Here is a 14069-nt window from a genome sequence, read left to right as displayed (position 1 = left end):
ATTGGGCGTGCGAAGGCGCACGCAAGGAAGGCGCAACAAGCCAAGCCTTGCGAAAGCACTGAAAGACACAGGTGATTGTTCAGTTCCGGGTTTTGCCTGCGGCGCCTGGCAAAGGGTTCAGAACAAAATCGAAGTCGAGCGTGTAGAACGGCACCGGCACCACGCTACCGTCGGGCCCTGGTCCCGGTGGATGGCGGATCCACTCCGCGATCAGGGATTCGCGTACGCCGAACACTGCATCCGATTCCAGGTAGCGGTCGCCATTGCGGAAAACATGGGTGATCAAGGTCTCGTAACCGTCGGCCGTGATCATGAAATGCAGGTGCGCCGGCCGCCAAGGATGCCTGCCCAGGGCCGCGAGCAGCTTGCCGACAGGGCCGTCGTGGGGGATCGGATAAGAGTTGGCCAGGATGCTGCGAAAATGGTAAACGCCATCCGTTCCGGTCTGCAGGGTTGCCCTGGCCCGAGACTGATCCAGGCCAGCATACTGGACGTCGTAGAAGCCATCTTCGTCGGCTTGCCATACCTCGAGCCGGGCGTTCGCCACCGGTTCGCCACCCAGCCCTTTGACGGCGCCGCGAACGAAACACGGCTCACCCTGGGCGCCGTTGGCAATGTCGTCGCCCAAGGCGTGTTTCGGCGAGTCTTCGACATGGAAGGGACCGAACACGGTAGCCTCGGTACATCCCGCCGGCTTTCGATTGTTCTGCGCCGTGACCAGCATCGACAGCCCCAGCACATCCGACAGCAGGATGAATTCCTGGCGCCTGTCGTCACACGTCTGCCCGACTTGGGTAAGGAACTGGATACCTGCCATCAGTTCGCTCTCGCTGAGGCGCACTTCGCGTGCAAAGTCATGCAGGTGGCGCGTCAAGGCAGCCACGATCTCCGCAAGGCGCTGTGGGGCCGTTGCCGCAATCTGCCGGTTGACGAGCTCGGTGATCGAGAATTCATCGACATGTTGTACGTGGTGCTCACCATGCTCCCCTGGCGGGGACAGAGCGGTGCCTTGTTCCATTGCAGTCTCCAAGGGCCGGGCAGGGCCGCTGTTGTTATCATCTGTATAGCAACAGAGTCTAGGCTCGAAGACGAAGCATGGGTAGCCGCCGAAACCCGACCACATCGTTTCGTGTTTTCGAATAATCGGCGATTCCGGACTTCACCAAAAGGGCTAGTCGATCAGCGTCCTCGGCAGCAATCCGTTTTCGGTGAGTGCCCGATCCCACGGTGGTTCGCCGGCGAACCGGGACTGCAAGGCTTCCGCAAACAACTTCAGCTTGGCCCCGCCCCGGTGACTGCGCGGATAGACGATCGACAGCCAGAACGAGGACAGCTGCCAGTCGGGAAGGACGAGACGCAGGTCTCCGCGCAGGACGCTCTCGGAAGCAACCAGGGTCGGGATGCAGACGATGCCGGCACCCTCCAGGGCGTATTCCTTCAGCAGATGGACGCTGTTGCTTCGCAGGGCAGGCTTCAGGTCCAACACGATCTTTTCCTCGCCCTGATGGAAAATCCAGCGGTCACGCGTCGGATAGCCGGAATACAGGCCCATCCGGTGCTCGTGCAGGTCGCGCGGACCCGACGGCATACTGTGACGCACGATATAGTCGTCAGATGCGCAGAACACCCGCCGTACCGGAAAGATTTTCCTCGCAATGAGGTCTTCCGAAGGAGGATGGAAAATCTGCAGGGAGCAGTCGACACCGGCCTTGATGGGGTCGACTACGGCGTCGTTCACGAACAGGTCCAGCACGATTTCGCGATACTGCTCCTGGAAGTCGCGCAGGCATGCCGCCAGGTGGCCCAGTACGAACCCGGGTAACGCATGAATCTTCAGTTGGCCGGTGAACGTTCCCTTAAGTTCCCGCATCTGGTCGACCAGCTCGTCCGTTTTGCAAACGAGATCGCTGCACTCCTCGAAAAACGCCTGTCCAATTTCGGATAACCTGACATTGCGCGTATTTCGGTGAAACAGGGGTCCGCCGACGTAATCCTCCAACTGCTGGACGCGTGTTGTGATGACCGACTTCGACACGCGCATCTGCCGCGCAGCCTCGGCAAAGCTCTCCGCCTTCGCGACCGTCACGAAAGCTTCGATAGAAAGAAACCTGTCCATCTGTGTCTCCCCGGATATTCCCGGTGTGTCTTATTTTTGGTTGACGAGGCTTGCCTCGCTTTCGAACCATGAGGTGCGGGTTCGATATTCAATCCGACAATCAGCAAAAATATTATGTTCTCAAGATGGTGGTACAGAAAGTGAAAAATTTACTCAGCTATATTCAAATTTTTCGAAGCTAGCTGAGCACCGGGGCACTTGGGGAGCTCGCAGGATGTGAGGTCTGTCTCGACAAGAAGGTCCGCCTGCATCCGACTGATGGATGAACTGCCCGATTCACCGGTGCATGCGCTCATCGACCAGGCGACGGTGACCTGGACTGTCGCAAGGATCGGCCACAAGCATGGAATCGACGACTGAGACCGACCTCGCCGAGGTTCGTTCGGGCGGTGGTACGTGGACGCAAGTGATTCCACGGGCGGCATCGGCACTTACCGGGCACTGGCGAAACCGCATCAAGGTTGACGACGGCGCCGTTTCCTTGCGAATACCGCCGCCAGCGTTGCGATGCCTGCGAGCTGCATCGCGGCACCCGATGCTTCAGGGACCGCCGGGACAGGGTCGAAACGTGAGGTGACATAGCAGAATCCCTGGGAATCACAACCGTTGGACAAGATCTGTCCGGCATCGTTGATTGCGATAGGCGTTGTCATCCGCCAGTAGGCATCCGGGACGAGCAGCGTGTTCGGATTCACCAGCCTGCCATTGTCGTAGAGGAAAGGCTGGTTGTCGGCGGTCCCGACCACCTGTCCCAGGTTGTTGATGTCGACGGCCGCACTGTTATCGGCTGCGGGCGTCAAGTCAGTCATCGTGCCGTTTTCGTACAAGAAGGCATGATGTCGTCCGTCGGCCGTGTAGCTGGCACCGACCACTGCCCCCTCATCGTTGATCGCTGACGCAGAACTGTAGCCACCACCCAGCGTTCCGAGATCCGTGAATTTCCCCTGACTGTAGCCGAAAGCACGATAGGAAAAGCCATTCACGAAGTAGTCGCCCGCAACTTCGCCGGCGTCGTTGATATTGGCCGCCATGCTTCCGGCCGGACCGAAGGCATCGACCTTACCGTTGCGCAAGACCATGGCCCGGCCGTCGCTGTCGCTGCCGGCCACCTCTCCGCGATCGTTCAGCGCCGCAACGGAGGCAATACCGTGCTCCGCAGTCAGGTCATGCAGGCGCCCGCCAGCAAACAGGAACGCGTGAGAGGCCCCGTTGGCCGTCGTTGATTCGCCGACGGCGTCGTTGTTGTCGTTGATCGCCCGGATGAAACTGTCGCTTCCACCGAGCGTCCCGACACTCGTCGACATCGGAAATGTGGAGATGTATCCGATGCGATACGGCACATTCGTATCCCGGTTGTTCACCGCGACGAGACCGGCATTATTCAGGGCGACGGCGGCATCGTATTTTCCGCTTACGGGCGTAGGTGTGTAGTAAGTCGCGTCACCAGCGAGCGCCAGCGGCGACGCCCCGAGCGACATTGCAAGCACGGCCTGCAGACACGTCTTCATCATGATTGTGACTCCTTCGGTGGCTTGCGCACGTCGTCCGAGTTGACGTTGCAGGCGCATTCGCAAGCCTGGTTCTTCCCCACATGCTTGGACCACAACCGCGCGCACAAATCCCATCATTGCTTCCTCGCAAAAGACACCAGGAAGGAGCGGCACGCTCACCGCGCCACGCCGGCCGCGACCATGTCCTCGAATTCTTCCGCCGGCATCGGGCGTCCATACAAATAGCCCTGGAAACGGTGGCAGCCCAGCTCCAGCAGCTTGTCGCGCTGGGCCATCGTCTCGACCCCCTCGGCGATGATCGACAGGCCCAGTGCCTGCGCCAGCGCGACCACGCTGCGTGCGATGGATGCGTCGTTGGGGTCGACCAGGATATCGCGAACGAAGGAACGGTCGATCTTGAGCTGTTCGAGCGGAAGACGCTTCAGATAGGCCAGCGACGAATAGCCCGTGCCGAAATCGTCCAGCAGGAACCGGATACCGTGGCGCCGCAACGCCTCCATTTTCGCGATCGTCTCCTCGACGCCTTCGATGCCCATCGATTCCGTGATCTCGAGCTTGAGGCAGCGGGGATCGGCGCCGGTGTCGGCGATGACGGCCAGCGTATCGCGAACGAAATTGTCTTCCATGAGCTGGCGGATGCTGATGTTGACAGCCACCGCGAGGCGGGCGTTGTGCGGCACCGCTGCCCAACGCGCCAGCTGTCGACAGGCGGCGCGCAGCACCCACGCGCCGATCGGCAGGATCAGGTCGGTACTCTCCGCGATCCCGATGAATTCGGCCGGCCCCACCAGTCCGCGCTCGGGATGGTGCCAGCGCAGCAGCGCTTCGGAACCGACGATCCGGCCGCCCTCGACCTGAGGCTGGTAATACAGTTCGAACTGGTCGCCGTCCAGCGCGCCGCGCAATTCCGATACGAGCTGGATCCGCCGGGCGACGGCCTGCTCCATCCAGGGCTCGAACACCCGCACCAGGTTACGACCGTCGGTTTTCGCCTGGTACATGGCGAGGTCGCCCCGTTTCATGAGCGTGTCCAGCCCTTCGTCACGGTGCGCACAGAGCGTGACGCCGATGCTGCAACTGGCATGGTGGGGCAGGCTGTCGATCACGTAGGGCGCGGCCACGGCAGCCAGCACCTTTTCCGCGAGGACTTCCGCATGAAGTCTGGCCTCGTCCTCGTTGGTGCCGATGGCGTCCAGCATGACGACGAACTCGTCGCCCCCGACCCGCGCCACGGTATCGACGCTCCTCATGCACGACGTGATACGGTGCGCCACCTGCTGCAGCAGTTCGTCGCCTGCGCTGTGGCCGCGGGTGTCGTTCAGGTCCTTGAAATTATCGAGGTCCACGAACAGCAGGGCGCCAAGCTGGGGCTCGTTGCGCGAAGCCGCGAGGCAGGACTGGATGCGTTCGAGCAGCAGCCGGCGGTTGGGCAGGCCGGTCAGGTCGTCGTAGTACGCCAGGTGCTGATTACGCTCCTGGATCCGCTTGAGTTCCGTGATGTCCGAGACGGTGCACACGTAATTGGCGACGTGTCCGGCCCCGTCCTGCACGGCGCTGATCGACAACAGCACCGGACAGACGGTCGCGTCCTTGCGCCGGCTGAATGCGTCGCCATGCCATTTCTGCTCGGCTGCGAGCGTTTTCCAGAACGCGGCGTCCAGTTCACCTCCATCCTCGGCAAGCTGGAACGGCAGCTTGCGCGACCCCACCAGTTCGTCGAGGCGGTAGCCGCTCATCGCGCAGAACGCGGCGTTGGCATCGATGACCGCCCGGGTCCTGTCCAGCACCAGCATCCCCTCGTGCGACTCGAACACGGTCGCCGCGATGCGTGTCGACTCCTCCATGCGCTTTCTGGAAGTGATGTCGCTCGAAATGCCGCAGAGGGAGTGCGCGGCGCCGTCGCCGAGGGCCAGCGCCATTTTCGTCGACAGATAGGTGCGCTCCGCACCTGCCATATCGATGGACTCTTCGAACACTTGCGGCCGGCTCTCCGCCATCGCTTGCAGGTCGTGCGCGCGCAACTCGCCAGCCAGCTCCGGTTCGAAGAGTGAGAAATCGTCCTTGCCGAGGATATCGTCGGCGCGCATGTCCAGCATCCGGCACATGGCCTCGTTGACGTAGCGGTAGCGGAAGTCCCCGTCCTTGATATAAACGAGCGAGTCCACGCTGTCCAGGATCAGCGACAGCTTGTTCTCGGTCGCCTGCAACGCGCGCGCGCGCTGCGCCGCCTGTCGCCGGAACCGCCATGCCGCCGCACACGCGCCCAGCAGGAGCATGGCCGACAACGCGAGCAGCCAGGCCGTACGCTGGTTGATCTGTTGAGCCGGCGATTGCAACTGCCAGCGCTTGAGGATCGCAAAGTAGACGGATTCAGGGTCGCCCTGCCAGGTGCGCAAATGCCGGTCCATGGCGTCGAGGACATCCGGACGAATGCCGGGACGGGCCGCATAGAACAGTTGTGCCGGCTGGAACACGATGGGCGTACCGCGCACCCCGTAGTGCTGGGATTGCATATCGCCGTAAAAGTTGTTGACGGCCGCGAGGTCGGCCTTTCCGTCCTTGACGAGCTGGAACGCACGATCGAACGATGGCGCGGCGACGAAGTGCGGCTTCAGCCCGTACGCGCCCAGCAGCGAGGCCAGGAAAGACGCTTGCACGGATCCCTCCAGCACTGCGATCCGCTTGTCCTGCAGGTCGACGATGGAGGTGACCTTCACATTGCTGGCGCGGTACAGTTGCGACCAGCTGAGCAGCGCGGGCACGGCGTGGAACCTGAACGTTCGCGCACGTTCCTCGGTGTAGGCGACGTCGGGCAGGACGTCGAGGTCGCCGCGCGCCAGTTTCGCGACGCAGGCTGCCCACGTGCACGGCACATACCGCACCGTCCATCCCTCGGCGGCCGCCACCTCGTCCAGCATGTCGATCAGGATGCCGGCAGCACGGCCGTTGGTGTCGACGAAAAGCTTTGGCGAGTTCTCGTAGACGCCGACACGCATTTCGATGGGCGTTGCCGCGCGCACGGAACCGTTGGCCGACAGCAGGAGAAAGAAAACGAAACGTACAAGCGTGACACTGACACGGGCGATGCCAAGTGGGTAGACGACGTGTCTCAAAGACGAATTCCAGACTCAGTTGGCAAAAGTATCAGGGTATTTACAAGCTGACGTAGTATATCCTTAATCCGTATCAAAATGAGCTGGCAAATGTGAAATCCGACACTGCCCGCTACTTGCCCGCCCGGCTGAGTTGTTGCCGCTGCTGCTGCGTCAGCACGGCATCCATCTTCTTCTGCGCGTCGAGCATGTTCTCGAACATTTGCCGATGGTTTTTTTCAGCCGCCGCGTAGGCGTTACGCGCCGCTTGCTCGTCAAACTTTCCGTCCCGGTAATATGTCAAGGATCGCATCGTGTCATGCATGTGGTCCATCAGCGCGATCTGTTTATCGCGCAGGTCACGATGGATGGCGACCATCCTGTCGCGCTGTTCCTTCGTCAGATCGAGTGCGCCGTAGTCCGCGCCCATCATGCCCGGTCCGGCATCACCCATCGCATTGCATCCGCCCATCGTGCCGTGGTGTCTGCCCATCATTGGCGCCGGGCCGCCACGCTCCATTCCAGTGCCCTGCGTGGCGGACGCAGGCGCTTGACTGCACAGTGACGACAGGAACAACGCGACAGTCCACGCTGCCGGCAGACGAGATGACATGACGACCTCTCTATCATGCATGGGGAGTCATGTAGATCGCATCGCCGCCGATTAGTTCACTACCACGGTTTTTTTGATCCAGGTCATTCAAAAAAAAGCCTATTCGCGCGAGCCTTTGTGCATCAACAACCTTGCTTGATCATGCTCTTCGTTCCCGTCGAATCGCGTGCATGAACAAAGCCGGCACCACCCTTTGCGGAGGAACCGATGAACAATGACGCAATCTCGCCCGCGCGACAGCTGGCCAGGATCGCCGCCGGCGACGATCGCACAGTCTACGATACTGTCTCCATCGTCCTGCACTGGCTGACGGCGGCGCTCGTGTTGACCCAGTTCGTGCTCGCCGAAACCTGGGAGTGGTTCGCGCGCCCCACGCACCGCACGATGGTCGTCCTGCACATGTCGTTCGGGATCATATTGTCGGCCGTAATCGTGCTCCGCATCGCCTGGCGCATGCTGCCCGGCCACCAGGTAGCTCCCGCCGTCACCGGCTGGACCGACATCGCATCGAGGGCAGTCCATCATCTGCTCTACGCCCTGCTCGTCGCGGAGGCGGTGCTGGGGTTCGTGCTACGCTGGGCAGGCGACGAATCGATGAGCTTTTTCGGACTGCTGCTCCCGCCGCCGTTCGCGCCTTTTTCCGAGACGGCGCACCACTTGATCGAAGAACTCCACGAGCTGAACGGCTGGGCCATCATCATCCTCGCCGGGGGGCATGCCGCCGCCGCGCTGTATCATCACTATGTACTGCGTGACCCGGTACTGTCGCGGATGCTGCCGTCGGTTCGGCGGCGCTGAGCGCGAGCGACCCTGGTGAAACGTGACAGCGCTGTCGTGTTCTTATCATTCATCGGCATCCGCGCCGCCTGGCGGCACATCGCGGAACTCCGGAGGTGTTGCCTCTCTTGGATCGCGCAATACCATCACCGGAACGGGCGAGCAAGCCAGTACGTGGCGGGCAACGCTTCCAAGATAGCGCGTATCGGCTTCCTGGGAGCCATGCGCCCCCATGACGATCAGGTCGCACCCCTGTTCCTGCGCCGCGCGAACGATCTCCGGGCCCGGGGGCCAGGCGGACGTAACCCAGGTCTCACATGCGACACCGACCGCGTGCGCGATGCGCGCGACCGTGTCGGCATGTGCGCCGGCCGCCTGCAATGCGCGATCCGCCCCGCCCGGCGAGGACGGCTGGGCCACGGAAACCGCCAGGATCCGGCGCGCACCCGCCTGCGCCAGCACGACCGCGATTTGCGCAGCGCGGACAGCGACGTCCGAGCCATCGCTGGCCACGCATATCTTCTCGATGAACATGAGAGCCGCCTCCATGTCTGGATGATGATTCCGGCCGCACGGCCGGGCACGCATCCACGGTCGCGCGGACGCGTGATACGCTTGCCTGGCATCTTAACCCGTATTGACATGTCCATCCGCAGCGGATACCGCACATGACCATGAACGATGCCGCACTCGACCGCCGCGACAGCGCGGCCCGCCACCGCCTCGACGGCTTGACCGCCGCCGAGGCCGCACGCCGGCTCGTCGCGGAGGGCCCCAATACCCTTCCCGACCGGACACGGCGCGGCTGGCGCGCGATCCTCGGCGAAGCCGCGCGCGAGCCGATGTTCCTGCTGCTGGTCGGCGCCGCCCTGCTCTACCTGCCGCTGGGCGAGCCGCGCGAGAGTATTTTCCTGTCGCTGATGGTGGTGCTCATGCTGGGCATGACGCTGTACCAGGAAGGCCGGACGGAACGCGCGCTGCAGGCGCTGCGCGACCTGAGCGCGCCGGCGTCCACGGTAGTGCGCGACGGCCACCGCCAGCGGGTGCCCGCCGCGGATCTCGTGCCGGGCGACATCATCGTGCTGACGGAAGGCGACCGCGTGCCGGCCGACGCGGTGGTCGTCGAGACGAGCGGCCTGCTCGCGGACGAATCACTGCTGACGGGAGAATCCGTCCCGGTCGGCAAGCGGGCCGGCGTGGCGTCCGCGCCGCCCGCACCGCCCGGCGGCGCCGACCTCCCGTGGCTGTTCGCGGGCTCCCTCGTCGTGCAGGGCGACGCCCTGGCCCAGGTGACGGCCACCGGTGCGAACAGCGAGCTGGGACGCATCGGCGCCGCGCTTGGCGCGATCCGTCCGCCATCCGGCCGCCTGCAGCAGGAGACGCAAACGCTTGCGCGCCGCCTGGCCGTGCTGGGCCTGACCGTCAGCGTGCTGCTTGTGCTGCTGCTCGGCTGGCGCTCCGGCAACTGGCTGCAGGCGCTGCTCGCCGGCGTGGCCCTCTCGATGTCCGTACTGCCCGCCGAATTCCCCGTCATCCTCACCGTGTTCCCGGCGATCGGGGCCTGGCGGCTCGCGCGCCATCGGGTGCTGACGCGGCGCCTGGCGGCCATCGAAATCCTCGGGTCGACCTCGGTCCTGTGCGTCGACAAGACCGGCACCCTGACGGAGAACCGCATGGCGCTGCGCCGGCTGTGGCATGCCGGCGCCTGCCACGACGTGGTACCGGGGATGCCGCTGGCATCGGCATTGCGCGACCTGCTGGACGCGGCCGTACGCGCGACCCGCCCGCAATCGTCGGACCCGATCGAGGAAGCGCTGCGGCAGGCGCACGCGACGCAACCGGCACGTCCGGCACGCGACGCAAGGGTGGACATGGTGCGCGAATACGGCCTCACGGCGAAGCGCCCGGCGATGATCAGGATCTGGAGCGATGGATCGGCGTCGTTTGCGGCAGCCAAGGGTGCACCGGAAACCATCGCCGCCATGTGTCCCGAGGAGGAGCGCGCGCCGGCGCTTGCCGCTGCGGCGGACATGGCGCGCGCCGGGTTGCGCGTCCTTGCCGTGGCCGAGGCGGGCGGCATCGTCCCGCCGTGGCCAGACGACCCGGCGGCACTGTCGTATCGCATGGTCGGCCTGGTGGCGCTGGCCGACCCGCTGCGCGCGGACATTCCCGCCGCGGTGGCGGAATGCCGGCGCGCCGGCGTGCGGGTGCTGATGGTAACGGGCGACCATCCCGAGACGGCGGCCGCCATCGCGCGCCAGGCCGGCCTGGCCGACGGCGCCATCGTGACGGGTCCGGAAATCGCCCGCATGGATGGGGAACAGCTCGCCGCCCGGCTCGAAGGCGTCAGCGTATGCGCCCGCATCGTGCCAGGGCAGAAGCTGGAGATCGTGCACGCGCTGCAGCGCCGCGGCGCCGTCGTGGCGATGACGGGGGACGGCGTGAACGACGCACCGGCCCTGCGCGCGGCGAACGTGGGCGTGGCGATGGGATTGCGCGGCACCGACGTGGCGCGCGAGGCGGCCGAGCTGACGCTGCTGGACGACCGCTTCCCGTCGCTGGTGCTGGCGCTGCGGGCGGGACGGCGCATCTTCAGCAACATGCGCAAGTCGATGCGCTACGTGGCCGCGGCCCACGTGCCGATCACCGTGCTGGCCCTGCTGCCGCCGCTGCTCGGTTGGCCCGTCCTGCTGTATCCCCCGCACATCGTGTTCCTGGAACTGGTGATCGACCCGGCGTGTTCCCTTGCCTTCGAAAACGAACCGGAAGAACAGGACCTGATGCGGCGCCCGCCGCGTCGACACGACGAATCGGTGCTGGACAGGCGCGCGCTGCTGGCGGCGCTGCTGCGCGGAATGTGGGCTGCGCTGTTACTGGCCGCGTGCTACGGCTGGGCGCTCGCCCGGCTGCCCGTCCGCGAGGCCGGCGCGACGGCGTTTGCCGCCCTGATCCTGTGCAACCTCGGCCTGCTGCTGAGCCATCGCCAGCGCGGCATCCTGGCCGCGCTGCGGACCGTGAACCCCGTGTTCGTCGCAATCGCGGCGGGCGCACTGGGCCTGCTGGCGACAGCGTTGTGGTGGCCGCCGCTGGCCGAACTGTTCCGCTTCGCCCCGCCGCCGGGCCGCTGGCTGGCTGTGGCCGTGCTGACGGCCGCCGCCATGTTGCTCGGCCTGCAGGCGGCGCGGGCCGTTGGCGGGGAACGCTAGCCGTGCAGCGCCAGCACCATCTCGACGTTGCCGTCCACGGCCGTCCGCAATTGGAAGCCGCAGGAACGCGCCAGCCGGTGCATCCCGACGTTGTCCGCCAGCGCCACGCCGGAAACGCGCTCCAGACCGCGCGCACGGCAATAATCGAGCAGACGGTCCATCAACAGATGACCCAGGCCGCGGCCATGCAGGTCCGATCGCACGATGATGGCGAATTCGCCCACGATGCCGTCCGGATCGATGGCCACGCGCACCACGCCCAGGGTCTCGGCCCTGCCGTCGCGTGCGGTACGGGTGGCGATGAACGCCATCTCGCGCGCATAGTCGATCTGCGTAAAGCGCGCCAGCTGTGCCGGCGACAGCGCGCGCATCGTGCCGAACATGCGGAAATGGATGTCCTGCGGGCTCAAGGCAGCGAAGAAGGCCTCGTGGGCCGGTGCGTCCTCGGGGCGGATCGGCCGCACGAGCAGCGGCCCGAGCGCGCTGTCCACCCGGCGTTCCAGGTCGTCCGGATACGGCAGGATGGCCAGGCGCGCGAGCGGGTCCTGCCCGGCCGGGGCCGGCGCGAGGCGCATGCGGGCATCCAGCGCAACGACACCGGACGCGTCCGCCAGCAGCGGGTTGATGTCCAGTTCCACCAGCTCGGGCAGGTCGGCCGCCATCTGTCCGACGCGCACGAGCACGTCGGACAGCGCCTCGAAGTCGGCACGCGGATGGTCGCGGAAACCCGCCAGCAGTCGCGCGGCGCGCGTGTGGCTCACGAGGTCGGCCGCGAGCACGCGGTTCAGCGGCGGCAGGCCGACGGCCTGGTCGGCCGTCACTTCGACCGCCACGCCGCCCTGGCCGAACAGCACTACCGGACCGAATACGGGATCGGTGGCGATGCCGACGATCAGCTCGTGCGCCCGCGGGCGCCGCGCCATCGCCTGCACCGTGAACCCGGCCAGCCGGGCCTGCGGCAGCGCGGCGCGAACGCGTGCGAGCATCGCGTCCTGCGCCTGCGCCAGCGCGGCGTCGTCCGCGAGGTCCAGCACGACGCCGCCGACGTCCGTCTTGTGCACGATGTCCGGCGACAGGATCTTGAGCGCGACCGGATACCCGATCCGGCGCGCGGCGGCCAGGACGCCGTCGAGGTCACGCGCGGTCTCCGTTTGCACGACGGGGATGCCGTAGGCGGCCAGGATCGCCTTGGCGTCGGCCTCGCCGACCGCCGTCGTGCCCGCTTCCAGCAACCCGGCGACGCGTGTCCGCGCCGCCGTCCGGTCCGGTTGCGCCAGCGCGCCGGCCGGCGGCACCTGCATCAGCATGTTCTGGTTGCGCGCGTAGTCGACCAGTTGCAGGAAGCCGCGCACCGCTTCCTCGGGCGTGTCGAACACGGGCACGCCCGCGTCCAGGCACAGGCTGCGTGCCTGCGCCACGCTCGCCCCGCCCAGCCAGCAGCACAGCACAGGGCGCACCGCCGCGCGCAGCAGCGGCAACAGGGCCCGCGCGATGTCGGCGCTGGGCACGATCGCGGTCGGCGCGTGGATCAACAGGACGGCATCGGCGCCGGGCTCGTCCAGCAGCGCCCGCAGCGCCATGACGTAGCGTTCGACGGGCGCATCGCCGATGACGTCGACCGGATTACCGTGCGACCAGGTCGCCGGCAAGTGGCCGGACAGATGGGCCAGCGTGGCCGGCGCCAGTTGCGCAAGCGTACCGCCGCCCGCGACCAACGCATCCGTCGCCATCACGCCCGGTCCGCCGCCATTGGTGAGGATGGCGAGGCGGGGTCCCGCCGGGCGGCGCGGCTGGGCCAGGATCGCAACGGCATCGAACAGTTCGTCCGTCGAATACACGCGCAGCATGCCGGCGCGGCGCAGCGCGGCGTCGTAGACGAGGTCCGAGCCGGCCAGCGCGCCCGTGTGGCTGAACGCCGCGTGCGCCGCCTCGGCCACCCTGCCCGCCTTGACGATCACCGTGGGCTTCGCGCGCGCCGCCCCGCGTGCCGCCGACATGAATTTGCGCGCCTGGCGCACGCTCTCGGCATACAGCAGGATGGCGTCCGTACCGGGGTCGCCGGCCAGGTAGTCGAGCAGGTCGCCGAAGTCGACGTCGCTGCCGTCGCCCAGCGACACGAAGCAGGAAAAGCCGATCCGGCGCGTGCGCGCCCAGTCCAGCACGGCCGTGACGAGCGCGCCGGACTGGGCGACGAACGCCAGGCGTCCGGGCAGCGCGGCCACCGGCGCGAAGCTGGCGTTCAGGCCACGTCCCGGCACCAGCAGGCCCACGCAATTCGGGCCGAGGATGCGCAACAGGTGCGGCCTGGCCGCGTCCAGCATCGCCTGGCGCAAGGTGCGTCCTCCGGCCGCCTGAGCGTCGAGCCCGGCGCTCAGCACGACGGCCGCCTTGCAGCCGAGCTCACCCAGTGTGGCGACAATCCCCGGCACCGTCGCGGCCGGCGTGCAGATCACGGCCAGTCCCGGCGCCCGCGGGAGGTCGGCCGCGTCGCCGAATGCGGACAGGCCGGCGAGTTCGCCGTACTTCGGGTTGACGGGCCAGATCGGACCGGAAAAACCGCCGCCGGCGACGTTCGCCAGCACCGTGGCGCCGACGCTGCCTGGCCGCGCCGACGCGCCGATCACGGCCACCGAATCCGGCGTGAAGAAATGGTTCAGGTTCCGCATGCTCATATGCCTCTCCCGCGCCACGGCGTAGACTGGCGCAAAGCCGACCAACCCATCGCCCGGACAACATTCACCGCGACAGCGAGGA

9 protein-coding genes are annotated in these 14069 nt (G+C 66.0%); 2 read left to right on the top strand and 7 right to left on the bottom strand.

Annotated elements, in window-relative coordinates; genetic code table 11:
• Positions 1–79 precede the first annotated feature (79 nt).
• The 5 genes from P0M04_RS19410 to P0M04_RS19390 form a co-directional block, all read right to left on the bottom strand.
• Complete coding sequence (locus tag P0M04_RS19410) at positions 80–1018, bottom strand: intradiol ring-cleavage dioxygenase (RefSeq protein WP_259447473.1); 939 nt, start codon at positions 1016–1018, stop codon at positions 80–82.
• 153 nt (positions 1019–1171) lie between these two features.
• Positions 1172–2116 carry a LysR family transcriptional regulator gene (locus P0M04_RS19405; RefSeq protein ID WP_259447474.1) on the bottom strand — a complete coding sequence of 315 codons (945 nt, stop codon included), beginning with the start codon at positions 2114–2116 and terminating at the stop codon, positions 1172–1174.
• A 455-nt stretch (positions 2117–2571) separates the two neighbouring features.
• Complete coding sequence (locus tag P0M04_RS19400; protein ID WP_259447475.1) at positions 2572–3627, bottom strand: hypothetical protein; 1056 nt, start codon at positions 3625–3627, stop codon at positions 2572–2574.
• Positions 3628–3782: 155 nt separating this feature from the next.
• The gene (locus tag P0M04_RS19395; protein WP_281042045.1) at positions 3783–6647 is read right to left on the bottom strand and encodes an EAL domain-containing protein; all 2865 of its coding nucleotides are present in this window, start codon (positions 6645–6647) and stop codon (positions 3783–3785) included.
• Positions 6648–6852: 205 nt separating this feature from the next.
• Positions 6853–7332, bottom strand: a complete 480-nt coding sequence (locus P0M04_RS19390; protein WP_259447477.1) for a Spy/CpxP family protein refolding chaperone — start codon at positions 7330–7332, stop codon at positions 6853–6855.
• 207 nt (positions 7333–7539) lie between these two features.
• On the opposite strand from P0M04_RS19390, the gene P0M04_RS19385 reads away from it, so the two are divergent.
• A complete protein-coding gene (locus P0M04_RS19385) occupies positions 7540–8130 on the top strand; it encodes a cytochrome b (protein WP_259447478.1) in 591 nt (196 codons plus the stop codon).
• Between the two features lie 45 nt (positions 8131–8175).
• On the opposite strand, the gene P0M04_RS19380 is transcribed toward P0M04_RS19385, so the two are convergent.
• Positions 8176–8643, bottom strand: coding sequence for a universal stress protein (locus P0M04_RS19380; RefSeq protein ID WP_259447479.1), 468 nt, complete (start codon positions 8641–8643; stop codon positions 8176–8178).
• Positions 8644–8777: 134 nt separating this feature from the next.
• On the opposite strand from P0M04_RS19380, the gene P0M04_RS19375 reads away from it, so the two are divergent.
• The gene (locus P0M04_RS19375) at positions 8778–11315 is read left to right on the top strand and encodes a cation-translocating P-type ATPase (RefSeq protein WP_259447480.1); all 2538 of its coding nucleotides are present in this window, start codon (positions 8778–8780) and stop codon (positions 11313–11315) included.
• Here the strand turns inward: P0M04_RS19375 and P0M04_RS19370 are convergent.
• Entirely contained in the window at positions 11312–13987 is a 2676-nt protein-coding gene (locus P0M04_RS19370; protein ID WP_259447481.1) for a bifunctional acetate--CoA ligase family protein/GNAT family N-acetyltransferase, read from the bottom strand. The genes P0M04_RS19375 and P0M04_RS19370 overlap by 4 nt on opposite strands.
• Positions 13988–14069 lie beyond the last annotated feature (82 nt).

It is taken from the genome of Telluria mixta (genome assembly GCF_029223865.1).
GTDB classification, from domain to species: Bacteria; Pseudomonadota; Gammaproteobacteria; order Burkholderiales; family Burkholderiaceae_D; genus Telluria; species Telluria mixta.
Note: the sequence above shows the minus strand (reverse complement) of the source record. Positions and strands in the feature narration are given on the sequence as shown.

Coding starts and splice junctions, on each gene's coding strand:
- P0M04_RS19410 (WP_259447473.1), bottom strand. CDS start 1,018: ATGGAACAAGGCACCGCTCTGTCCCCGCCAGGGGAGCATGGTGAGCAC.
- P0M04_RS19405 (WP_259447474.1), bottom strand. CDS start 2,116: ATGGACAGGTTTCTTTCTATCGAAGCTTTCGTGACGGTCGCGAAGGCG.
- P0M04_RS19400 (WP_259447475.1), bottom strand. CDS start 3,627: ATGATGAAGACGTGTCTGCAGGCCGTGCTTGCAATGTCGCTCGGGGCG.
- P0M04_RS19390 (WP_259447477.1), bottom strand. CDS start 7,332: ATGTCATCTCGTCTGCCGGCAGCGTGGACTGTCGCGTTGTTCCTGTCG.
- P0M04_RS19385 (WP_259447478.1), top strand. CDS start 7,540: ATGAACAATGACGCAATCTCGCCCGCGCGACAGCTGGCCAGGATCGCC.
- P0M04_RS19380 (WP_259447479.1), bottom strand. CDS start 8,643: ATGTTCATCGAGAAGATATGCGTGGCCAGCGATGGCTCGGACGTCGCT.
- P0M04_RS19375 (WP_259447480.1), top strand. CDS start 8,778: ATGACCATGAACGATGCCGCACTCGACCGCCGCGACAGCGCGGCCCGC.
- P0M04_RS19370 (WP_259447481.1), bottom strand. CDS start 13,987: ATGAGCATGCGGAACCTGAACCATTTCTTCACGCCGGATTCGGTGGCC.